At 66.6% G+C, this 20895-nt stretch carries 23 protein-coding genes and 1 pseudogene; 13 read left to right on the forward strand and 11 right to left on the reverse strand.

What is annotated here, in order from left to right; translation table 11 throughout:
* Positions 1-21: 21 nt before the first annotated feature.
* Positions 22-819: a hypothetical protein gene (locus CA833_RS24685; protein WP_185928811.1), complete on the reverse strand. Its 798-nt coding sequence runs from the start codon at positions 817-819 to the stop codon at positions 22-24.
* A gap of 233 nt (positions 820-1052) precedes the next feature.
* Here CA833_RS24685 and CA833_RS24690 point away from each other — a divergent pair, with 233 nt between their 5' ends.
* The 3 genes from CA833_RS24690 to CA833_RS24700 all read left to right on the forward strand — a co-directional run bounded on the left by CA833_RS24690 (position 1053) and on the right by CA833_RS24700 (position 3440).
* Positions 1053-1721, forward strand: coding sequence for a response regulator transcription factor (locus tag CA833_RS24690; RefSeq protein ID WP_207080541.1), 669 nt, complete (start codon positions 1053-1055; stop codon positions 1719-1721).
* Positions 1718-3094 (forward strand): HAMP domain-containing sensor histidine kinase, encoded by a 1377-nt coding sequence (locus tag CA833_RS24695; protein ID WP_142639115.1) that lies wholly within the window; start codon positions 1718-1720, stop codon positions 3092-3094. Before CA833_RS24690 ends, CA833_RS24695 begins: the two co-directional genes overlap by 4 nt.
* A gap of 130 nt (positions 3095-3224) precedes the next feature.
* A complete protein-coding gene (locus CA833_RS24700; RefSeq protein WP_142639117.1) occupies positions 3225-3440 on the forward strand; it encodes a hypothetical protein in 216 nt (71 codons plus the stop codon).
* Positions 3441-3479: 39 nt separating this feature from the next.
* On the opposite strand, the gene CA833_RS24705 is transcribed toward CA833_RS24700, so the two are convergent.
* From CA833_RS24705 to CA833_RS24715, 3 genes are all read right to left on the reverse strand, one after another.
* Positions 3480-4055, reverse strand: coding sequence for a hypothetical protein (locus CA833_RS24705; RefSeq protein WP_207080542.1), 576 nt, complete (start codon positions 4053-4055; stop codon positions 3480-3482).
* A 70-nt stretch (positions 4056-4125) separates the two neighbouring features.
* Complete coding sequence (locus CA833_RS24710) at positions 4126-5274, reverse strand: DNA alkylation repair protein (protein ID WP_207080543.1); 1149 nt, start codon at positions 5272-5274, stop codon at positions 4126-4128.
* On the reverse strand, positions 5271-6431 hold the full coding sequence (locus CA833_RS24715; protein WP_242526493.1) for a glycoside hydrolase family 76 protein: 1161 nt from the start codon (positions 6429-6431) through the stop codon (positions 5271-5273). Before CA833_RS24715 ends, CA833_RS24710 begins: the two co-directional genes overlap by 4 nt.
* A gap of 142 nt (positions 6432-6573) precedes the next feature.
* On the opposite strand from CA833_RS24715, the gene CA833_RS24720 reads away from it, so the two are divergent.
* The gene (locus CA833_RS24720) at positions 6574-6774 is read left to right on the forward strand and encodes a hypothetical protein (RefSeq protein ID WP_185928812.1); all 201 of its coding nucleotides are present in this window, start codon (positions 6574-6576) and stop codon (positions 6772-6774) included.
* A gap of 188 nt (positions 6775-6962) precedes the next feature.
* Positions 6963-8006, forward strand: coding sequence for a MucR family transcriptional regulator (locus tag CA833_RS27255; protein ID WP_142639125.1), 1044 nt, complete (start codon positions 6963-6965; stop codon positions 8004-8006).
* Between the two features lie 341 nt (positions 8007-8347).
* Here the strand turns inward: CA833_RS27255 and CA833_RS24730 are convergent, their stop codons facing one another.
* From CA833_RS24730 to CA833_RS24750, 5 genes are all read right to left on the reverse strand, one after another.
* Positions 8348-9325 carry a response regulator gene (locus CA833_RS24730; RefSeq protein ID WP_242526494.1) on the reverse strand — a complete coding sequence of 326 codons (978 nt, stop codon included), beginning with the start codon at positions 9323-9325 and terminating at the stop codon, positions 8348-8350.
* A gap of 123 nt (positions 9326-9448) precedes the next feature.
* Positions 9449-9910, reverse strand: a complete 462-nt coding sequence (locus CA833_RS24735) for a hypothetical protein (protein WP_207080545.1) — start codon at positions 9908-9910, stop codon at positions 9449-9451.
* Between the two features lies 1 nt (position 9911).
* Positions 9912-10298: a TadE family protein gene (locus CA833_RS24740; protein WP_242526495.1), complete on the reverse strand. Its 387-nt coding sequence runs from the start codon at positions 10296-10298 to the stop codon at positions 9912-9914.
* Between the two features lie 66 nt (positions 10299-10364).
* Positions 10365-10538: a Flp family type IVb pilin gene (locus tag CA833_RS24745; RefSeq protein WP_142639131.1), complete on the reverse strand. Its 174-nt coding sequence runs from the start codon at positions 10536-10538 to the stop codon at positions 10365-10367.
* Between the two features lie 76 nt (positions 10539-10614).
* The gene (locus CA833_RS24750) at positions 10615-11421 is read right to left on the reverse strand and encodes a hypothetical protein (protein WP_207080547.1); all 807 of its coding nucleotides are present in this window, start codon (positions 11419-11421) and stop codon (positions 10615-10617) included.
* A 47-nt stretch (positions 11422-11468) separates the two neighbouring features.
* Here CA833_RS24750 and CA833_RS24755 point away from each other — a divergent pair.
* Positions 11469-12226, forward strand: a protein-coding gene (locus CA833_RS24755; RefSeq protein WP_207079810.1) for an IS5 family transposase whose coding sequence is annotated in 2 segments (ribosomal slippage) — positions 11469-11802 and positions 11802-12226 — 759 coding nt in all. Because the reading frame shifts where the segments join, the coding sequence is not laid out codon by codon here.
* Between the two features lie 181 nt (positions 12227-12407).
* Here the strand turns inward: CA833_RS24755 and CA833_RS24760 are convergent.
* A pseudogene (locus tag CA833_RS24760) lies at positions 12408-12704 on the reverse strand (chloride channel protein); the annotation flags it as partial.
* 120 nt (positions 12705-12824) lie between these two features.
* Positions 12825-13271: a MarR family winged helix-turn-helix transcriptional regulator gene (locus CA833_RS24765; protein ID WP_142639157.1), complete on the reverse strand. Its 447-nt coding sequence runs from the start codon at positions 13269-13271 to the stop codon at positions 12825-12827.
* A 314-nt stretch (positions 13272-13585) separates the two neighbouring features.
* Here CA833_RS24765 and ectA point away from each other — a divergent pair, with 314 nt between their 5' ends.
* From ectA to CA833_RS24800, 7 genes are read left to right on the forward strand one after another with little or no spacing between them, the layout of a single operon-like run.
* Complete coding sequence (gene ectA, locus CA833_RS24770) at positions 13586-14074, forward strand: diaminobutyrate acetyltransferase (protein ID WP_142639520.1); 489 nt, start codon at positions 13586-13588, stop codon at positions 14072-14074.
* A gap of 35 nt (positions 14075-14109) precedes the next feature.
* The gene (gene ectB / locus CA833_RS24775; RefSeq protein ID WP_142639159.1) at positions 14110-15426 is read left to right on the forward strand and encodes a diaminobutyrate--2-oxoglutarate transaminase; all 1317 of its coding nucleotides are present in this window, start codon (positions 14110-14112) and stop codon (positions 15424-15426) included.
* 28 nt (positions 15427-15454) lie between these two features.
* Positions 15455-15841 carry an ectoine synthase gene (locus tag CA833_RS24780; protein ID WP_142639161.1) on the forward strand — a complete coding sequence of 129 codons (387 nt, stop codon included), beginning with the start codon at positions 15455-15457 and terminating at the stop codon, positions 15839-15841.
* 21 nt (positions 15842-15862) lie between these two features.
* On the forward strand, positions 15863-16789 hold the full coding sequence (gene thpD / locus CA833_RS24785) for an ectoine hydroxylase (protein WP_142639163.1): 927 nt from the start codon (positions 15863-15865) through the stop codon (positions 16787-16789).
* Positions 16786-18225, forward strand: a complete 1440-nt coding sequence (locus CA833_RS24790) for an aspartate kinase (RefSeq protein WP_207080548.1) — start codon at positions 16786-16788, stop codon at positions 18223-18225. Before thpD ends, CA833_RS24790 begins: the two co-directional genes overlap by 4 nt.
* A gap of 48 nt (positions 18226-18273) precedes the next feature.
* A complete protein-coding gene (locus tag CA833_RS24795; RefSeq protein WP_207080549.1) occupies positions 18274-19542 on the forward strand; it encodes an MFS transporter in 1269 nt (422 codons plus the stop codon).
* Complete coding sequence (locus tag CA833_RS24800) at positions 19539-20864, forward strand: MFS transporter (protein WP_370584592.1); 1326 nt, start codon at positions 19539-19541, stop codon at positions 20862-20864. Before CA833_RS24795 ends, CA833_RS24800 begins: the two co-directional genes overlap by 4 nt.
* The last annotated feature ends 31 nt before the right edge of the window (positions 20865-20895 follow it).

Consider the following 20895-nt stretch of genomic DNA (forward strand, 5'->3'; position numbering starts at 1 on the left):
CTGGGGTACTCGAATTGCGGGTCAGGACGGCATGCCGTGGCGGCGCAGCACGGCGCGGATGCCTTCCAGCACGTCGTGATAGGGGCGGGTCGCATCGACATCGACGATCTGGGCCCCGCCGAAGCGCAGCGTCGGCACGACCGCGATCTTCTTTTCCAGCATGGCGCGCTGGTGGTCGGACTTGCGCGCCAGTGCGGTGTCCACGTCGACGTTGAGGCGGATCACCAGCGTCGGCCGATAGGAGGCCATGTCCTCGTAAAGCGCCCGTTCGCGCTGGGCGAGCCGCTCCACCAGCGCCGAGCCCTTGCGCGTCCACGAGAGGCCGGGGCCATCGAAGCTGCCGGGCACTTCGGCCTGCGGATAGCGATCGGTGATCACCTGCACGCCCTGCCGCCGATAGCCCAGCACCTGCCGGAAGCGCCGATAACGCGCGAGCGAGAAGCCGAACATCGCCAGCGCCGTGGCAAGGCCGGGCAGGCGCTTTTCCGTGTTGTTCCGGCGCGAAGCCGCCTGCCCTTCGTGCGCCTTGCTCGCCTTGCCGGTGAGGAAACGCTCGGCGATCGGGCCGATCAGCGGGATCCCGCCGATCCGCCGCCCGAGGTCGCCGGTGCCGAGGCCGAGGTACATCGAACGGGTCGGCGCCTCGCGGTTCAGCAGGGCCACGAGGTCGCTGGCGAGCGTCGATTTTCCCGAACCATCGCAGCCGATCAGCGCCACGCAGGGGGCGAGACCGGTACGGGGGCGGGCAAGTTTGCCGTCCGCCGCAGGCGCGAAGGCGGAATGGGACGCGAGCTCGCGGGGGGACTTGTGCAAGGTCATGATTTCGTTGGCCGTTTCTGGGCCTTCGCGAAGCGGGGGGCTGCGAAAAAGGCGCGTTTCTTCGGGTCGGGGAACCGCGGCTAGACCCCGAAACTGATGCGAAGCTGATGCGCCGGAAAAGTTTTTTGCCCGTTTGACGCCGGGGCAACAGCTGTCGTAGGTCCCGGGCTGAAACGCCCCTAGAGGGGGCTGAACCGACCCTAGACGGGCCTCAAGCGTACCGGAGCCCTCCCTTGCCGCGCCTGCTGATCGCCGAAGACGATGCCGACCTTGGCCCGGCGATGAAACGCGCGCTGGAGCTCGACGGCTACGTTGTCGACCTCGTCGCGCGCGGCGACGAAGTCGGCGCCGCGCTCGCCGCCAGCGCTTACGACGTTGTCCTGCTCGACATCGGCTTGCCGCACATGACCGGCCTCGAAGTGCTGCGCGAACTGCGTTCGCAGCGCAACGCGACGCCGGTCATCGTCATCACCGCGCTCGACCGCACCACCCACCGCGTCGCCGGGCTCGATGCCGGGGCGGACGACTATGTGGTCAAGCCCGTCGACCTCGAGGAACTGGCCGCCCGCATCCGCGCGCAGCTGCGCCGGCGCGACCGCCGCCATGACGACAGCCTGTGCGTGGGCCGGGTCACGCTCGACTTCGCGGGCCATGTCGCCAGCATGGACGGCGAGGAAGTCCCGCTCACCGCCAAGGAATTCCGCGTCCTCGCGCTCCTGATGCGGCGCAGCCGCCGCTTCGTGTCCAAGGCCGACCTCGAGGGCGAGCTCTACGACCAGGACCAGTGGGTGGAATCGAACACCATCGAGGTCGCCATCTCGGCCCTGCGCCGCAAGTTCGGGCGCGATTTCATCCGCACCGCGCGGGGGCTTGGCTACATGGTCGGCGGCATCGAGGCGTGAGGCGCTCCTCGCTCTCGACCCGGCTCTATCGCCGCGTGCTGATCCTGCTGGCGCTGACCGGGCTCGCCATGGGCGCGGTGATCTACTCGGTCGCCAATGTCGAAGTCGGCCGGGCTGCGGACGCCCAGCTCGTCAACGCCTCGCGCCTGCTCTACATGATGATGCAGGACGAACTCACCGCCGGAGCGCTGGCCGCACGCGGCGGGGGGCTGGGCGCCGAGACCGATCCCCTGCTCTCCTCCGAAGAGCGCAAGGCGTTCCACGCCTCGTACGACTGGTGCATGTTCGCGGTGTTCTGGCAGGGCCAGCCGGTCGCGCGGTCGGGCTGGGGGGCGCCGATCGACCTCATCCCCAGGACGCCCGGGCTGCACGGCTTCACCGCCATGGGCGACCGCTGGCGCGGCTACGGCCTGCTCGGCAGCGATCCGCGCCTGCTGGTGGTCGTCGCCGAGCGCGATTCCATGCGCCAGTTCTCGATGGTGCCGGTGATCCGCAAGCTGGCGGTGCCGCTGATCCTGCTGATCGGCGCGGCCATGATCGTGCTCTGGTGGACGCTGCGCAAGAGCCTCTCGGAAGTGGAGCGGCTGGCCTCCTCGCTCAGCGCGCGCTCGCTGGCCGATCTCACGCCGTTGCAGCCCGAGGACTGGTCGCGCGATCTCGGGCCGCTGATCACCGCGCTCAACACGTTGTTCGCCCGGCTCGAACAGGCTTACGAGCTGGAGCAGGCCTTTACCGACGATGTCGCCCACGAACTGCGCACGCCGCTGGCCGCCATTCGCGCGCAGGCGCAGCTGATCCACCGCACCGCGCCGGACGCGCTGCACGAGGACCTGCGCCGCCTGCTCGCCGCCGTCGACCGCGCCAATGCCCTGATCGACGGCCTGCTCACGCTCGCCCGCCTCAACGCCACCTCGGTGGCCAGCCGCTCGGTCGACGTCCATGCGCTGGTGGCCGACGTGGTGGCCGAAGCGGTGATGAACCTGCCCCCCGAGGCGATGGAATTCACCGTCACGCCCGATCACATCGTGCGCTGGCGCTGCGATCCGGGGGCCTTGCAGATCGCGCTCTCGGCGGTGATCGCCAATGCCGCGCTCCATGCCTGCGAGGGCGGCCACATCGACATCGCCGTGGTGCGCGGCGGCGACCGGCTGGTGATCACGGTCGGGGACCGGGGCAGCGGCGTCGCCAGCACCGATCGCGAGCGGGTGCTGCGCCGCTTCGAGCGCGGCGCCTCGCCCCGGCCCGGCAGCGGGCTCGGCCTGTCGATCGCGGTCAAGGCGATGGCGCTGGGCGGCGGCACCATCCGCCTCGAGGACCGGCAGGACGGACCCGGCCTGCTGGTCGTGCTCACCCTGCCCGCCCGTCCCGATTGACGCCCCGATTGACAGCCCTTCTGGACGTACCGCGCCGCTGAGGCGCCCCATCGCATCGCCCCGTGCGCAGCGCGCCCATCCGGCGTAGGATGATGGCGTGGGGAATCGTGTGCCTGAACGGAGGTCGCGAATGGCAAGATATACACTGAGATTCGATGCGGAAGGCCCGGGACCGGCAACCCAGATCGTGTTCGAGGCGCCGGATGCCGGCGGGGCCCTCGTGCAGGCGCACCGCGAGGCGCAGCTGCACGACCATCAGCCATGGCAGGCGGAACTGTGGCAGGGCGAGCGCAAGCTCTGCTCGATCATGCAGCCCGCCAACGACGTCTGGCGCGCGAGCCCCTAAGGCGGAAGAGCGGCGGTAGAGCGGCGGGAGGGCGCCCGATCAGGCGCCCTTGATCAGCCGGAACGCCCCGGCCATCAGCGCATCGACCGCCTCGGTGCCCAGCACGCATTGCGGCTCGTAACCAAGCCCTTGCCTGCGCACCTTGCGCCACTGGTCGACGTAGAGCCCCTTGTCATGGCCAAACACCGAATGGACGTGGCGGGCCAGCACCGGCGGACAGTCCCGCTCGTTGGCGCGGCGGAACAGCGCCAGCTCGGCAATGTTCGGCCCGATCATGACCCAGACGTGGCCGCTAAAGCCATCCGCGCAGACATCGGCCGCCGTCACCGGCTGGCGGCTGCCCAGCACCGGCACGCCGTCGACGGTCAGGGTTCCGGCAACCACCTGGATCGGCGCGTCCAGCACCCGGCCGAGCTGCACCGCAAAGGCGGCGGCGAGCTGCGCGCCGCTGCCCGGCGCCCGGGGGAACACTTTCAGCAGGGCGACCGCGCTGCCGGCGATGCGCGCGCGGTCGGCATCGGTCATCTCGAAGGCCTTGAAGGCCCGCGCCTCGTCCCAGCCCTGCGCCTGGGCGACGAGCTTGCCGAGCTGGATGAGGTCCTTTGCCGAAGTCATGAAATGTCCGAATGCCTGAGGGAAGAGAAGCCGTGCCCATAGGCGACGGCGCCCACCCGGCCAAGCCCGCTTAGGGGAGATCCTGTTCCAAAACAAATTCGCCCCTTGCCACCGCCTTGCCGTTGACCAGCAGGTCGATCGCGTGGACGCCGGGATGATGCCGCTGCGTGGAAAAGTCGCGGATCGTCTGGCGGATGGCCAGACGCACCGTCTCGCCCGCGGCAAGGTCGAAAGTCCTGAGCTTGAACACCTTGGCAGCGCTCTTGCCCGAGGGCCGCGCATAGTGGAGGCGGTAATCCACCACCAGCCGCTGCACGTCCCGGCCGGTCGAGGTCAGTTCGGCGGCGATCGTGATCTCCCCGCCCAGCCGCAGCCGGGCCGGGGTGACGGTGAACTCGCCCGGTGTCACCTCCGCCCCGTGCCCGGCCCCGATCAGCGCAAGCGCGCGGGGATCGCCGTGCTTGATCAGGGTGCGCAAGGCATGGCGGACGATCCAGCGGGTCCGCGCATCGTCCTGCGGCCACTGGCCCAGCCGCGCGACGACCCAGTCCGGCGCGTCCTTGGCGATGTCGTTGAGATGATTGGCGACCGACTTGCGCACATAGAGGCTGGGGTCCGCCTTCAGCCGTTCGAGGATCGCCGCGGCCAGCGTGGGATCGGCGGTCAGCGCCGGAATCCGCCCGGCCCACGGCAGGCGCGGGCGGCAGCCTTCGCTGGCGAGGCGGCGGACATGCGCGTCCTCGTGCCCGCTCCATTCCAGCATCGTGTCCAGCGTGCGCGCGGGGTCGGCGGCCAGGAACGGCCGCACCGCGAATTCGGCCGTGCCGTGGCGGGTGAGACGGGCGAGCGCGGCCATCGACAGGTCGAAATGATCGAGGCCGCGCCGGGCGACAAATTCGGTGACCGCGACGGCCTGGAAGGCATGGCCAAGGTGCGGCCCCATGGCGACAACGATCTCCAGCGCCTCGGGATAGGCCGGAGGCAAGGCCGCCGCCAGGGCATCGGCAATATGGCGCACCCGTTCCATGATCGAGAGCGATGCCAGCCCGGCCCGGGCGGTTTCGAGAAACCCGTCGTGATCGAACCGGCCAGAGGTTGCAGCTGCGGTGGCAGCTGCGGTGGAGGCGGCCGCCGCCGCACCGGCCGCCGCGATGACGCCGAGCGCCGCCTCGCCGAGCATGTCCTTCATCAGCGGCGCGGCGGGACGCGGCTCGCTCATCGTGCCTGCTCCGGCCCGCCCTCGGCCTGCACCACCGCTCGCGGCGGCGGGCCGCCCGCGGCCATGGCGGCCAGCAGCATGGCGAGCCCGGAGACCTGTGCCGCGGCGGCGGCGGTGGCGGTCTGGCCGTCGCGGGCGGCATCCCAGGTCGCCGCGTCGAGCGACCAGTCCGCCGCGATCCCCCGCGTGCCCGCCGCGCTCAGCCGCCATACCGCCTCGGCATTGGCAGCGGTCCAGCGGGCGAGTTCACGCCGCTCGGCGCTGTCGGGCATGGCGTCGAGCAGATGGCCCAGGTGATAGGCAAACACGCCCTTGAACATCAGCCCGTCGGCACCGAGCGAGCCGACCGGCTCGCGCAGGATTCCGGCGGGAGTCGACAGCCTGCGCGTCGCCGCCAGCGCCGTGGCCACCGCGACGCCGCGGTACTGCGGATCGCCGGTGATGGCCGTCAGGTCGTTCAGCGCGCCGATCAGCACGCCCTGGTTGTAGGTGAAGCGCGCCTGCCCGTTGTTGCGGCAAAGCCCGTCGAGCCCGTCGTTGACCAGGCCGTCGGCACCGATCATCGAGGAGGCGCGAAACCACTGCCAGCTGCGCAGCGCCCAGTCCCGGTAACCCGCCTGCCCCGTCGCCAGGTAGAGCTGCGTCGCGGCGTAGAACAGCAGTTCGTTGGTGATCGCGTTCTTGTAGCTGCGCTTGGGATCCCACCAGATGCCGCCACCGCAGCGATCGTCCCAATAGGTCGTCACCAGCGTGCCGAACGTCGTGCCCGCATAGTCGAGCAGCGCCGGATCGCGATCGACCTGCCAGGCATGGACACTGGCGATGACCGCCCAGAGCGCGTCGTCGTTGAGATAGAGCCCCTCGCGGTTGCGCACGGCCGCGGCGATCCGGGGGCTCCATTGTCGCTCGCCGGTGCGCTGCTGGTAGTCGAGCAGGGCATCGACGATCACGAAGCGCTGCCAGTTCTCGCTGGCGTTCCAGCCGCCCGGCCTGCCCCATTGCGCGTCGAGATAGGCCGCCGCCGCACCCGCCCGCTCAGCTGCCCGTGCGCCCTCCCGTACGCCGGCGCCGGTCTCGCCGGAAGCGCCCGCGATGGCGGGATCGGCGCCGCAAAGCGCAAGGGGCACGGCCAGCAGCAGCCATCTCGATTTCGGCACAGTCACTCCGCGCGGGTCAGTCATCCGCCTCCCGGATAGCGCCAAGTCCCGGGTCGATCCAAGCGCCCCCCGCACGAGAACGCGGGATAACCCTCCTCACCGGCATGGACGCCGCCCCCTGCCCGGCGCTAGCGGCGCGCGCATGAGTATCATTGCCCAGATCATGAATTCCACCACCGGCCAGCTCATCCAGAAGATGAAGTTCGAGCGCATGCCCAAGCCCTGGGTCACCTTCCACCTCGAAAACGGCGAACAGGTCACCGCCGACCGCGTCCACGTCGGCAAGCCGGCGCCGGGCAAGTTCATCACCCCGGTCGAGGTCTGGGTGACCCCCAAGGGATAGATCCCGCCGCCGCATCGCAAGACGAACACAAAAAAGGGGGAGGCCGGTCCAGGCACTCCCCCTTGCCATTTCACCGGACCCGCAGCGGCGTCCGAACGGACGATTGCAATATTATAGCTTTACTTATCGGCCGTTCGCGCGGAAGGAACGATACCTGCTGTCCAAAATGGTATTCGGGAGCTTCACCGATGTCTGACAACGATCAACCGGAACTGGCACGCCTCACCGTAGAATTGCTGAGCGCCTACTTCGCCAACAACAGTGTCCCCAGCAGCGAGCTGCCCAGCCTGATCGAAGCCACAAGGACCGCGCTGCGCGGCGCGCCTGCGCCCGGCGAGGAGGTGATCGAGACTTACGTCGCCGCCGTCACGATCGAGGAAAGCCTGGCTTCGCCGCAGCACATCCTCAGCATGATCGACGGCAAGGGTTACAAGACGCTCAAGCGGCATCTGTCGAACAACGGTCTCACGCCCGAGCAATACAAGGCGCGCTACAACCTGCCCGCCGACTATCCTCTCGTCGCCCCGGACTATTCCGTATTGCGCCGCAACTTTGCCCGCAAGCTCGGTCTTGGCGGACGTCCGGCAGAGGCGGCAACGCCCGCCATCGCGGCAAAGCCTGCCAGCAAGGCGCCTGCCAAGGCTGCGACCACCAAGGCGCCGGCCACCGAAACTCCGCCTACCGAAACTCTGGCCGAGAAAGCTCCGGCGGCAAAAGCGCAGGCCGCCAAGCCTGCCCGCAAGGTGACTGCCAAGAAGGCCGCCGCCCCGGCTGCCGCCGCCGCCAAGGACAGCCCGGCGCCCGCGATCGCCTCGGCCCCGGCGGTTGCCGCGGTTGCCACCCCCGCCAAGGCTGCGCCCGCGACAGGCGGCGCCAAGAAGCCCCGCCGCATGGCCCGGCCCGCTTCGCCGCCATCCACGCCGGCCAAGGCCGCCGCCGCCAAGGCTGCGCCCGCCAAGACCGCTGCAACCAAGTCCAAACCCACTCCGGCCAAGGCTGCTGCCGCCAAGCCCCAAAGCGCCAAACCCAAGAACGCCAAGGCCGCGCCCAAGGACAAGCCCGTGGCTCCCGCAGCCAGGCAGGCGACGCCCGCGGAAAAGAAGGCTCCGGCCAAGGCAGCGGCAAAAGCAGGCGCCAAGGCCAAGCCGGATGCGACCAGGACCGCCAAGGAAAAGCCCGCCGCAAAGCCGGCCGCAAAACCAGCTGCGAGCAGCCCGGCCCCTGACGCGTAAAAGGCTTCGAGGCCGGTTCAGCCGGACCGGCCTCGTGATGCTCCTTTGCTCATGATGCGGCAGGGCCTGGAAGCAGAACCGGCATCAACCGGATCGTTTTCCATCCTGGGCTTCACGAATACCGTCTAGGATCGTGCGTGTTCCGGGACGATGTGTGCCAGTACGGCAGTGTCAGGTCCGATAGCATCGGAGCGACTGCGTCAGCACTGTTCACCGCCCCCATACGGCCGACATGACCGCGCAGCTCATCACCGCGCAGGGCGCGCAGGCGCAGACGCACCGTGTCTTCCCGACAAGCTCCGGTCTCGCCCGCCCCGTTACGGATCCCGTTACGGATCCCGTTACTGGCCCACCAGCCCCGGCGCCCTGAGGGCTGCACCGACCTTGCGCGCGTGCAGCTGCTCGGACAGATAGTCGATCAGTGGCTGTTCGAGATTGGGGTTGATGACCAGGAAGTGCCGCCGCCGGTCATGCTCGTCGGGCAGGCGGCACAGGACGTCTTCCGCGACAAGCCGCCGAACCAGCCGCAGGGCCGTGCTCATCGGCGCGCCCGAGGCAATGCAGGCGCTGGAAACCGCCACTTCGCGCCCCTCGATCTTGGCCAGCAGCAGATCCAGCAGCATTTCCCAGGCCGGATCGCCAAACAGTTCGCCCCCGCCGATCTCGCGGCGCTTGCTTTCCTTGCGCAGGATTTCGCGGATATAGGCGGTAAGCTCGCCCGGCTGGTGATCGTGCGACAGGCGGACGGAGGCCTGGGCCGGGCCGATCGGCCCGCCGGCAGCGCCCTGGGCGGCCGCGGCACCCTGCTGCTCCTCCGGTTCATCCAGCAATTGCGCCAGGCTGCGCAGTTCCTGGCTGAGATTGCTGATCTTGCCCAGCAGGTCCCCGCGCGCGCCGGGCGCATCGCGCAGCCCCTTGGTGCGCTGCAGCGCCCGCCGCAGATCGGCCTGCTGCACCGGCTTTTCCAGGAAATCGATCGCCGAGGCGCGCATCGCGTCAACCGCGACGTCCTTGCTGGCATTACCGGTGACCATGATGAACTGCAGCCGCCGCCCGCGCAGGTCAGCCCTTTGCGACAGCTCGTAGATCAGCGAGATGCCGTCCTGCCCGGGCATGTTGTAATCGACGATGACGATGGCGACGTCATTCTCGGCATAGAGGCGTTCCGCCTCGCGCGCGCTACCGGCCACCAGCGGGGCATATCCCATCGCCCGCAGGCTGAAGGCGCATTCCTCGCACCAGTCCGCATCGTCATCGACGATCAGCACCGTCTCGATCGGAAGCGAACCGGCGATCTCTTCTTCCACGGGTCTTGTCACCGTTGCGTTTGCCGGGCTGAGGATGGCCCCCAGCCGCGCTCTCCAGTTCGGTGTCATTTCATTCATATGCGCCAAAGACCTCCGAAAGCCTTTTCGGTCCGTTATCCAGGCATCCCCCGATTATCAAACCAGCATCATGATCTGGCCGAATCCAGTGCAAAGTATCGCCATGACTGCGATAGCATTTGCATCCGGGCGCCTCCCTTTACTGCTTATGCTATAAATTGCCCCCATAATAAATAGCATTAACCCTGTTATCAATACCATGGCGCAAGCGGCGACAGGCCCGAGGTATAAGGCCGCCGATGACAGAAGTTTAATTTGTCCACCGGTGAGGATTTGCATTCCACTGGCAAACCGCAGTGCCGCAACCTGAGACAGGATAAGCGCAAGGCATGCCGCCCCGGTGGCAAGGGCCAGGGCCGCGCCTTCGGGGCCCGAGCGGGCAAAGCCAAAGGCCAACCCCGCCAGGGCGATCGCGGCATAAGCCGCATCCGGTGCCCGGCGCCCTTCCCATGGCAATACCACCGGCGGCAGGACCAGCACGATCAATACCGCCAGGCGGATATAGTCCAGCGCCACCATCTCAATAGCCGCCGTTGGTCACGATGACGCTGGCACTGAGGTTCGCCGTCGGCAGCGGAACCATGTTGCCGTAACGCATGATCGGGCTCCTGCTCATGTCATAGCTGACCGCGACGGTGAAGGCGCCGGTGCCGTCGGCGCTGGCGGTGATAACCGGCGTGCTGCTGTTGCCGAGCAGCGTCTTGTAATTGTCCATCACCGCCGCCGCCCGGGCCCGGGCGAGGCTCGCCCGTTCCGGGGACGAGAGCCCGGCAACCGCCGCCCGCGCGCCTTCGGCAGCGGCCTGCCGCACGCCGATCAGCGCGCTGAAATAGATCGAATAGACGATGGTGCCGAAGACCAGGAGAAGCAGCGCCGGAGCCAGGAAAACGAACTCCAGCGCCGCCATCCCGCGCGTGCACCTCCGTAACCGGGACAAGCATCCGGCGGACATGCGCATGGCAGAACCTCCCGTTCAGGTCTGGTCGAACAGATGCCCGAATGCCGTCGAAAGATCGGCCTGGAACGCATCGCCGACCGCAACGATCCCGCCCACTACGATGGCGCCGAGAACCGCGTATTCAACGGCCGTGAGGCCGCGTTCATCGGTCTTGAGGCGGACCAGGAACTTGAGAACCATGTCCTTCATCGTATTTCTCCCCATTGCCCCCCTTGAGAGTACCGATGCCGGACGGGGGCTTGCCCGGCATCGGTGTCCGTGAATGTCACACCAGCACGGGCACCCCGCAGCGTGCCCCGGTGGTCCAGACCCGCGCGGTGCCGAGCTGGATGCCGAGCGCGGTCAGCACATTGGTCAGCAGCGGATCGACCACCGTGCCGACCAGATCGGTCACCGGCTGCACGAGCGCGGGCAGGACGGTGCCGGTGACGGTCGAAAGGCCGGTCGATTCCAGCAGCGAGCAGGCGAGCGGCAGGCAGGCCCCCAGAACGTCGAGCTTCACGTCGAGCCCGTCCGAGCGCAGCAGGCTGGTGGTGACGCTGCTGAGGGTCTGGCCGATCTTCACCGCATTGCCGATCGTCTGCGCATGCGTGGGCTGCGCGGGCGTGCCGGCGCCGGGGCCGAACGTCAGCGCCGCGCTCTGCGCCCCGGCGACCGGCTGCACCACCGCCCTGCCGCTGACGGTGGCGCCGATGCCCAGCAGCGAGATGCCGGCGATCTCGGTCTGCTTGAAGTCCGCCGCCTGCAGCGCCGGCAGCGTCCTGGCCATCGGATCGAAGGCAGGCACATCGCCGACATAGGCATTGACGAGGCCGGAACTGGCCAGGACGTTCACCGTGGTGTCGCTGGCCTGTTCGCCGGTGTCGGGGCAGTTGATCCCGGTCACTTGCGCCTGCGCCGCGGCAACGTCGAGGATGACGGGCAGGTGCACGTTGACCGAGGCGACCGCGAGATTGACCGGCAGGTCGATCAGCACCTGCACCCGCAGCGCCGAGGTGGCGACGAAAGTTTCCCCCGCAGGCCCGAAGGCGAAACGGGGACGATCGCCCGCACCGCTAGGCTCAGGACCCATTGATTGGCAGAGGGCGATGTGATTCAGGCTCCGCGAGGAGACTGAGCATGAGCGACCTGTATTGGCTGACGGAGGAGCAGATGGCGCGTCTGTCGCCTTATTTCCCCAAGAGCCATGGCAAACCCCGGGTTGATGACCGGCGGGTGCTGAGCGGGATCATCTTCGTCAACCGCAACGGCCTGCGCTGGCGAGATGCGCCCAGGGAATATGGTCCGCACAAGACATTGTATAACCGCTGGAAACGGTGGGGCGCGATGGGAGTGTTCACCCGAATGATGGAGGGCCTGTCTGCCAAGAAGGCTGAGCCTCAGACCGTCATGATCGATGCAACCTATCTGAAGGCTCACCGCACGGCTTCCAGCCTTGGGGTAAAAAAGGGGATCTCGGCCGTCTGATCGGACGGACCAAGGGCGGGATGAATACCAAGCTTCACGCCGTCACGGATGCCAACGGCCGCCCCTTGAGCTTCTTCATCACGGCCGGCCAGGTGAGCGATTACACCGGCGCGGCAGCCCTGCTCGATGATCTGCCCAAGGCGCAGTGGATGCTGGCTGACCGGGGCTATGACGCCGAGTGGTTCAGGGACGCGCTCGAGCGAAAGGGCATCAAGCCTTGCATTCCTGGCCGAAAATCTCGTTATTTTCCCGTCAAATACGACAAGCGCCGGTACAAACGGCGCAACCGCATCGAGATCATGTTTGGTCGCCTGAAAGACTGGCGTCGCGTGGCAACCCGCTACGACCGCTGCCCAACCGTCTTCTTCTCCGCCCTTGCTCTCGCGGCCACCGTACTCTTCTGGCTGTGATCAACGAGTCCTGAGCCTAGGCGGCGTGGACAAATTCCTCGAGGTCACGACCGGAGGCAAAACCCGTCAATTCAAGGAGAGGAGGCGCAGGACTATGTCGATATTTCAAGACTTCCCGACGCAGCGCTGGGCCATTTTGCCATCAAACCTCGATGGTCCCGTTTATGCGTTTACGACCTGACAAGGTCATGCGTTGCTCGTAGGCTGCGGCCAGTTCCTCGATCGCAAATGCCACTCCGGCGAGCGGCGTGTTGAAGGCAGCCGCGACGCCTGCCGCACCGCCAGCGATGTAAACCGACGATTTCAGAGGAATTCGGAATATCTTGTGAATGCGGCCCATCACGGCAGCCGCAATCTGGACAGTGGGCCCTTCCCTCCCGACCGAAGCGCCGATCGGTAGCGCGCCGATCGTGAGGAAGAACTTGGCAATGCGATGTCGCCAAACTTCCGCTTCAGGACCATGCCGACGAAGAACTATTCACAGGCGGCCTCGCGCCACATCACGCTCAACCGGCTGGATGTCCACCTGGCAAGTCCGATATTTCTCCCCGCTCTGGATTGTTCCGCCTATCGCCGCTGCCGGGAACAAGCCGCTCTGTCAGTTCGGGCCTGCCACCTCGGGCGCGAGCAAGGCATCGAGCCGCTCGAGCCCGGCCAGGATCATCGCCTGTTCCCAGGCAGCAAGACCGGCAAACCCCTGACTGAAGCGCATCTGGAGCGGAAACGGCGAAGCCCTGAGCTTTTCCCGCCCCAGTTCGGTGACCTGCAACAGGACCTGCCGCTTATCGGCAAGACCGCGCGTTCGCGTTACGAGCTGCGCTGCCACGAGACGATCGACAATATTGGTGATCGTCGCCTGCCCAAAGCCCAGGACGCTGGCGACGGCGCTCGGCGTAATCGTCTCATGGCCGCCGATCTGCCGCAGCACCAATGCCTGCGAGGAGGTCAGGCCCGTCGCGGCAGCCATTTTCCGGTTCTCCAACTCGGCCGCGTCAAGAATTTTTCGCAGGGCCAGAAGGGCCGCCGGCGTGAGGTCGATTTCCATGCCCGACAGCTAGCTTTCCTGCGGGTTTGCGCCAAGCGTGAAGATGCTTCGATTGTCGAATTAATTGCACTTCAATGACAGCTTTGAGAGGTCATTTTCGACTCCGTACTGTTGCGCATCTTCTCGTAATGCCTATGGTAATGGCCGAGAACCACGGATGACATGGCAACAGCCAAGCACGCGAACGTGCTTCGGAGGGTGAAGTAATATTTGATGATGATGTAAACAATGCCCGCCTGCGGAGCGATTCCGCGGGCCCGATCCGCGCGCACGCCGTCGGCCGTCGCACTTCAGTGGACGCGGGCGCAGCGATTATCCTGCGCGAACCCAAAGCAGAGGATGGACCGGCCGTTTCCGCACTGATCGCCGCCTCGCCGCCGCTCGACGGCAACTCGGCTTATTGCAATCTCCTGCAGTGCAGCGATTTCGCCGGCACTTGCGTCGTTGCCGAGAGGAACGGCCGCATTGTCGGTTGGATTTCCGCCTATCGGCCTCCTTCGCATCCCGAGCGGCTGTTCGTCTGGCAGGTTGCCGTCGCGGCCGAAGCGCGCGGCCAAGGCCTCGGCGGGCGCATGCTCGACGCGCTGATCGTGCGCCCGGCATCGCGCGGCGCCTGCGAACTCACCACCACCATTACCGAGGCCAATCCGGCTTCCTGGGCCCTCTTCACGGCCTTCGCGCGGCGCCACGGCGCCGTGCTGACCCGCTCCGTGCGCTTCGATCGCGAAAGCCACTTTGCCGGAGCACACGATACCGAATGGCAGGCGTGCATCGCCCCCCTGCCCTTCAATTCGTCCAACTGAACGTCACTTCCAAACGAACAGGGGGTTTCCTCCACATGACGACGATTCCCACACCGAGCGCCGATGCGCCGGACACCAGCATCTATGACCGCCGAGAATCGCAGGTGCGCAGCTATTCGCGCGCCATGCCGCGCCAGTTCGACCGCGCCGAAGGCGTATGGCTGCACGACAGCAAGGGCGGGCGCTACCTCGACTTCCTCTCGGGCTGTTCCTCATTGAACTACGGTCACAACCATCCGGTACTGAAGCAGGCACTGATCGACTACATCGCGCGCGACGGCGTGACCCATGCGCTCGATCTGCATACCGAGGCCAAAACCCGGTTCCTGCGCGCGTTCGAGGACATAATCCTGGAGCCGCGCGGGCTCGATTACCGCGCTATGTTCACCGGGCCGACCGGGACCAACGCGGTGGAAGCGGCCATCAAGCTGGCCCGCAAGGTGACCGGACGCGAGATGGTCATCGCCTTCACCAACGGTTTCCACGGCATGACCCTGGGCGCGCTGGCCTGCACCGGCAATGCCGGAAAACGCAGCGGCGCCGGTGTCCCGCTGAGCCACGTCAGCCACGAGCCCTTCGACGGCTACTACGGACCCGACGTCGATACCGCGGACCTGCTCGAACAGCGCCTGTCGGACCCTTCGAGCGGGCTCGACTCACCCGCCGCCTTCCTTGTCGAGACCGTGCAAGGCGAAGGCGGCCTCAACGCGGCATCGCCTGAGTGGCTGCGCCGCATTGCCGCGATCGCCCGCAAGCATGGCGCCTTGCTGATCGTCGATGACATCCAGGCCGGCTGCGGGCGGACCGGCAGCTTCTTCAGCTTCGATGCAATGGGTTTCACACCCGACATCGTGACGCTTGCCAAATCGCTCTCGGGCATGGGCCTGCCTTTCGCGCTCACGCTGATGCGCCCCCACCTCGACCAGTGGGCGCCGGGCGAGCACAACGGGACGTTCCGCGGCAACAATCACGCCTTCGTCACCGCCACGGCCGCCTTGCGCGAGTTCTGGGCCGATCCCGCTTTCCAGGACGATATCACCCGGCGCGGCGATATCCTGGAGCGGCGGCTGGAACGCATGGCTACGCGCCATGGTCTCTCGACGCGCGGGCGGGGCATGATGCGCGGAATTGACGTGGGGAGCGGCGAGATCGCCGCGAAGATCACCTCCGCCTGCTTCGCGCAGGGGCTCATCATCGAGACCAGCGGCGCGCATGACGAGATCGTCAAGGTGCTTGCCCCGCTCGTCATCGACGATGCCGTGCTCAATGCCGGTCTCGACATTCTGGAAGAAGCCGTCGCCGAGGCGCTGCCTGCCTCGGCCGAGCAGCACGCGCTCGGCGTCGCGGCCTGAGCCTCCTCCCACCAAAAGGAATTCACGCATGATCGTTCGCAATCTCGAAGATATCCGCACGTCCGACCGCCACGTCGAGGGCAAAGGCTGGGTCAGTGACCGCCTGCTGCTCAAGGACGACCAGATGGGCTTTTCCTTCCACGTCACGACGATGTTCGCGGGCGAGGAACTGCACATGCACTACCAGAACCACCTGGAAGCCGTGCTTGTCCTTCAGGGCACCGGCACCATCGAGGATCTCGGCACCGGGCTCACCCACGAACTGAAGCCGGGCGTGATGTATGCGCTCAACGCCCATGACCGCCACATCGTCCGGCCGACGCAGGACATCCTGTGTGCCTGCGCCTTCAACCCGCCGGTCACCGGCCGCGAGGTGCACGACGAGAACGGCGCCTACCCGGCGCTCGCGGACTGAACAGGGAGGGACAGGTTCAAGATGCAGGATCTCTATCCGACCCGGTGCGCAAGCGAACCCCGGCTGTTGCCGCGCGGCGAACCCGTCGCGCGCCGGGACTGGACCCCGCAGGCGCCGCTGAGCGCGGCACAAATCGAACAATTCGACCGGGACGGCTTCCTCGTTCTGGAGAACGTGTTTTCACCGCAGGAAGTCGCCGCCCTGCAGGCCGAAACCGGAAGCCTTCTGGCCGATCCGGCCGGCCTCAAGGATGAGACGGTCGTGATCGAGCCCGGCAGCCGCGAAGTGCGCTCGATCTTCGAAATCCATCTGCAGAGCGCGGTGATGGCTCGCCTGGTTGCCGACGCGCGACTGGCGGGCGTGGCCAGCTTCCTGCTCGACGATGAAGTCTATCTCCACCAGTCGAGGCTCAACTACAAGCCGGGCTTCGCGGGCAAGGAATTCTACTGGCATTCCGACTTCGAAACCTGGCACGCCGAAGACGGGATGCCCTCCATGCGGGCTCTGTCGATGTCGGTCCTGCTGGCCGAGAACACGCCGAACAACGGACCGCTCATGGTCTTGCCCGGTTCGCATCGCACTTTTGTCTCCTGCGTCGGCGAGACCCCGCCCGATCACTACCGCCAGTCCCTGCGACGCCAGGAATATGGCGTGCCCGACGAGATGAGCCTTGCCGAACTGGCCCATCGGCACGGGATCGTCGCCCCTGTCGGCAAGCCGGGCACCGTGGTGCTGTTCGACTGCAACACGATGCACGGTTCGAACGGCAACATCACGCCTTTCCCCCGCGCCAATGCGTTCCTCGTCTACAACGCGGTCAGCAACCGGTTGAAAGATCCCTTCGCGGCCCCTGCCCGTCGCCCCGAATTCATTGCGACCCGCTTCGTTCGTCCCATCACGCCGGTTTCCGGCCCGATTGGCGGCATTACCCAGGGAGCACCGGCATGACGAGAACACACTGCGTCGAAAAGATCGGCGGCACATCGATGGCGGCAACCTCCACCGTGTTCGAAAACGTCTTGATCGCCGGGCGGGAGGGCGCGGAGCTCTACAATCGGATCTTCGTTGTCTCTGCCTATGCCGGGATGACCGACCTGCTGCTCGAAAACAAGAAGACCGGCGCCCCCGGCGTCCATGGTCATTTTCTCCGCAATGAAACGCCGGGTGCCTGGCGCACGGCCCTGACCGACGTGCTCGGCGCGATGTGGGCCCGCAATGCCGAGATGTTCGCCCGCCCGGAAAGCCGCGAGGAAGCGGACCGTTTCGTGGCCGCGCGGATTGCGACGCTCGATGCCTGCCTCGAGGATCTCGACCGGCTGCGCAGTCGCGGCCATTTCTGCCTCAGTGAACAGATGAGCACCGTGCGCGAGATGCTGGCAGGGCTCGGCGAAGCTCATGCCGCGCACTCTACCGCGCTGCTGCTGCGCGATCGCGGCGTCAACGCCGTCTTCGTCGACCTTTCCGTCTGGAACCACGACGATCTGGTCAGTCTGGATGAACGCATCCACGCCGCATTCGACACCATAGACCTGTCGCGCGAAATGCCGATCGTCACTGGATACGCAGGCTGCGAGGGCGGAATGGTCCGCCGTTACGCGCGCGGTTATTCCGAAATGACGTTTTCGCGCATTGCCGTCGTCACCAGCGCCCGCGAAGCCATCATCCACAAGGAGTTCCATCTCTCCAGCGCCGATCCGCGCCTTGTGGGTGAAGAGCGGGCGCGCAAGATCGGTCGCACCAACTACGACGTCGCCGATCAGCTCGCCAATCTCGGCATGGAAGCCATCCATCCGCGCGCGGGCCGGGGCCTGCGCCAATCGGGCATCCCGCTCAGGGTTCGCAACACCTTCGAACGCCATGACAAGGGCACCTTGATCGAAGGGGACTTCGTTTCGAAAACGCCCCGCGTGGAAATCGTCACCGGGCTCGCCTCGGTCCAGGCATTGCAGTTCTTCGAGCAGGACATGGTGGGGGAGAAGGGTTACGACGCCGCGATCCTCGAAACACTCACGCGCCATGGCGCCTGGATCGTCAGCAAGAGCTCCAACGCCAATACGATTACCCACTACCTCAGCGGAACCGGTGCCGAACAGGCTGCACGGATCGTCGAGGACTTGCGCCGGCAATGGCCGGGCGCGCAAGTGACAGCGCAGGAAGTGGCGATGGTATCGGTGATCGGCAGCGCCTTGTCCGAACCGACACTGGTGCCGCGCGCGCTCGCCGCGCTCGACCGGGCGGGCATCGGTCTTGTCGCGCTCCAGCACCAGATCCAGGGCGTCGACATCCAGTTCATCGTCGATCCGGCGGATTTCGAAGGCGCGATCCAGGCGCTGCACGCGGCACTCGTCGAGAGCGACGCCCTGACCGACCGCGCCGCGGCTTGATGGGAAAGCCCCCTTGCTGCCGCGACCGGCAGCAAGGGGGGCCGTTTCATGCTCAGCGCCATTCTTCCTGTCCGCAGCTTGCTGGCCGCCATTTTCCTGCTGATGGCGGGGGGCGGCTTCCTCAACACGCTCGTCGCCCTGCGACTGGAGCGGTCGGGAAGCGGTGCCCTGACGATCGGTCTTGTCGGCACGGCCTATTTCGCTGGCCTGACCCTGGGTTCGATCCGGGTTCCGGCACTTGTCGGCCGCATCGGCCATATCCGCGCCTTTGCGACGTTCGTGGCGCTGCTGAGCGCTGACACCCTCGCTTACGCGCTTTATACCCACGCGCTGTTCTGGGGAGCGCTGCGCCTTGTCGACGGGCTTTGCCTCGCCGGGATCTACGTTTGCATCGAAAGCTGGCTGAACGAACGGGCCAGTCCCGAGCGCCGGGGCGTAGTGCTGGCAGGCTACATGATCCTGCTCTACGGCGGGCAGGCGGCGGGGCAATTCCTGATCCGCCTCGGCGCCGGCAATCCGGCCATGCCGCTGCTGATCGGCTCGATCCTCGTTTCCGTCGCGGCGATCCCGGTGCTCCTTACCCGTATCGCCGCACCCGATACCGGCGCACTGGCCCCGCTGCCATTTGCCGAACTCTACAAGGCATCCCCGCTCGGAATGGTCGGCGCAGGACTGACCGGCATGATGCTCGGCGCGTTCTACGCACTCGGTGCGGTGTTCGCGCGCCGGCTGGGCATGGACCTTGCCGATACCACCCTTTTCATGAGTGCGGTGATCCTGGGCGGCGTGATCCTGCAATGGCCGCTCGGCTGGCTGTCCGACCGCATCGACCGGCGCAAGGTGATCGTGCTCGTTCTTGCAGGTACGCTTGCCGCAGCGCTGACGATCGTCCTTGCGGCAGCCCCCGGATCGTTGCTGCTTGGTCTGGGCGCCTTGTTCGGCGGACTGAGCTTCGCGCTCTATCCCTTGTGCGTGGCGCACACCAACGATCACCTCTCCGCGGACCGGCGCGTGGCGGCAAGCGGCGGCCTCGTGCTTGTCTATTCGCTGGGTGCAGCGGCCGGTCCGGCGATCGGATCTCTTGCAGTGGCGCTGGCCGGAGCTTCGGGCCTGTTCCTGTTCATCGCCGCCTGCGCCAGCGCTGCCCTTTCGTTTGCGCTGATGCGGCAGGCCAGATCCGAGCCCGTGCCGGCTCATCTGCAGGAAGACTTCGTCATCCTGCCGCGCACGTCGCCGCTGGCCGCCTCGCTTGATCCCCTCGCCTTGGATCCGGCGACCGGATCGGCTGAGCAAACCAAAACAGGGAGCACCCATTGAACCCGCCCATCCCCAAACCCGCCAGCCCATCTGCAAACCTGTCAGCAAGTCCACGCGCACTGCGCCGGGCGATCGCCGCCTCTGCCATCGGCAATGCCACCGAATGGTTCGACTACGGCATCTATGCTTACGGTGTGAGCTACATCTCCGCCGCGCTCTTTCCCGGCGAAACTGCCGACGCCACCCTGTTTGCGCTTGCCACGTTCGCGATCTCTTTCCTGGTTCGCCCACTGGGCGGCCTCTTCTGGGGACCGCTCGGCGACCGCTATGGCCGCAAGGCCGTTCTCGGGCTGACGATCCTGCTCATGGCCGGGGCGACCGTGGGCGTGGGCCTGATCCCCTCCTACGCTGCGATCGGCGTCTGGGCGCCGGCCCTCCTCATCGCGATGCGCATGCTCCAGGGTTTCTCCACGGGCGGCGAATATGGCGGTGCCGCGATCTTCATGGCGGAGTACGCCCCGGACGAGAAGCGCGGCTTCTATGGAAGTTTCCTAGAAGTCGGCACGCTGGCGGGCTTTTGTGCGGGCGCCCTGCTGATGCTGGGCTTTTCGCTGGCGCTGGGCGAGGAGGCCATGCGCCAATGGGCCTGGCGCCTGCCGTTTCTGCTCGCCGGGCCGCTCGGCCTTGTCGGCGTCTACCTGCGTGCGCGCATGGCGGAAACGCCGTTGTTTCAGGAAGCGGAAGCACACCGCGACGACAGCCCGGCCGGCCATGGAGGCCTCGGCCACCTGCTGAAGCGCCATCGCCGCCCGCTTCTGGCGATGAGCGGCCTCGTCATTGCGCTCAACGTCGTCAACTACACGCTGCTCAGCTACATGCCGACGTATCTCGAACGCCGGCTGGGCCTCGCCACCGACACCGCGCTGATGGTACCGATCGCGGGCATGGTGTTCATGATGGTTCTCCTACCCCTGGCCGGTTCGCTGTCCGACCGGATCGGCCGCAAGCCGATGTGGCGTTTCTCGCTGCTGGGGCTGATCCTGCTGGTCATCCCGCTCTACCATCTCATGGGTCTGGGCACGGCGCCGGCCGCGATCGGCTACGTCCTGCTTGGCCTGCTCTATGTGCCGCAACTCGCCACGATCTCGGCAACGTTTCCGGCATTCTTTCCGACACCGGTTCGCTTTGCGGGTTTCGCGCTTGCCTACAATCTTTCCACCTCGCTGTTCGGAGGAACCGCGCCGGCGTTCAATTCCTGGCTGATCGATGTGACGGGCAATCCGCTCGTTCCCGCCTATGTCATGATCGCCGCCTGCCTCTGCGGCCTGCTGGCGCTGCGTTTCACACCCGAAAGCGCGGGAAAACCCCTTCCGCGCACCTGAAGCCCCTTCCGCCTCCCGTCTCGAGTATTCT

The sequence above is a fragment of the Novosphingobium sp. KA1 genome (assembly GCF_017309955.1).
Taxonomy (GTDB): Bacteria; Pseudomonadota; Alphaproteobacteria; order Sphingomonadales; family Sphingomonadaceae; genus Novosphingobium.

What these genes read in the sequence shown, in the direction of transcription:
- CA833_RS24765 (WP_142639157.1), bottom strand. Translation starts at nt 13,271, where the DNA reads ATGGAAATCGACCTCACGCCGGCGGCCCTTCTGGCCCTGCGAAAAATT.
- CA833_RS24745 (WP_142639131.1), bottom strand. Translation starts at nt 10,538, where the DNA reads ATGAAGGACATGGTTCTCAAGTTCCTGGTCCGCCTCAAGACCGATGAA.
- CA833_RS24795 (WP_207080549.1), top strand. Translation starts at nt 18,274, where the DNA reads ATGCTCAGCGCCATTCTTCCTGTCCGCAGCTTGCTGGCCGCCATTTTC.
- CA833_RS24720 (WP_185928812.1), top strand. Translation starts at nt 6,574, where the DNA reads ATGAGTATCATTGCCCAGATCATGAATTCCACCACCGGCCAGCTCATC.
- CA833_RS24780 (WP_142639161.1), top strand. Translation starts at nt 15,455, where the DNA reads ATGATCGTTCGCAATCTCGAAGATATCCGCACGTCCGACCGCCACGTC.
- CA833_RS27255 (WP_142639125.1), top strand. Translation starts at nt 6,963, where the DNA reads ATGTCTGACAACGATCAACCGGAACTGGCACGCCTCACCGTAGAATTG.
- CA833_RS24700 (WP_142639117.1), top strand. Translation starts at nt 3,225, where the DNA reads ATGGCAAGATATACACTGAGATTCGATGCGGAAGGCCCGGGACCGGCA.
- CA833_RS24790 (WP_207080548.1), top strand. Translation starts at nt 16,786, where the DNA reads ATGACGAGAACACACTGCGTCGAAAAGATCGGCGGCACATCGATGGCG.
- thpD (WP_142639163.1), top strand. Translation starts at nt 15,863, where the DNA reads ATGCAGGATCTCTATCCGACCCGGTGCGCAAGCGAACCCCGGCTGTTG.
- CA833_RS24685 (WP_185928811.1), bottom strand. Translation starts at nt 819, where the DNA reads ATGACCTTGCACAAGTCCCCCCGCGAGCTCGCGTCCCATTCCGCCTTC.
- CA833_RS24705 (WP_207080542.1), bottom strand. Translation starts at nt 4,055, where the DNA reads ATGACTTCGGCAAAGGACCTCATCCAGCTCGGCAAGCTCGTCGCCCAG.
- ectB (WP_142639159.1), top strand. Translation starts at nt 14,110, where the DNA reads ATGACGACGATTCCCACACCGAGCGCCGATGCGCCGGACACCAGCATC.
- CA833_RS24735 (WP_207080545.1), bottom strand. Translation starts at nt 9,910, where the DNA reads ATGGTGGCGCTGGACTATATCCGCCTGGCGGTATTGATCGTGCTGGTC.
- CA833_RS24750 (WP_207080547.1), bottom strand. Translation starts at nt 11,421, where the DNA reads ATGGGTCCTGAGCCTAGCGGTGCGGGCGATCGTCCCCGTTTCGCCTTC.
- CA833_RS24740 (WP_242526495.1), bottom strand. Translation starts at nt 10,298, where the DNA reads ATGGCGGCGCTGGAGTTCGTTTTCCTGGCTCCGGCGCTGCTTCTCCTG.
- CA833_RS24710 (WP_207080543.1), bottom strand. Translation starts at nt 5,274, where the DNA reads ATGAGCGAGCCGCGTCCCGCCGCGCCGCTGATGAAGGACATGCTCGGC.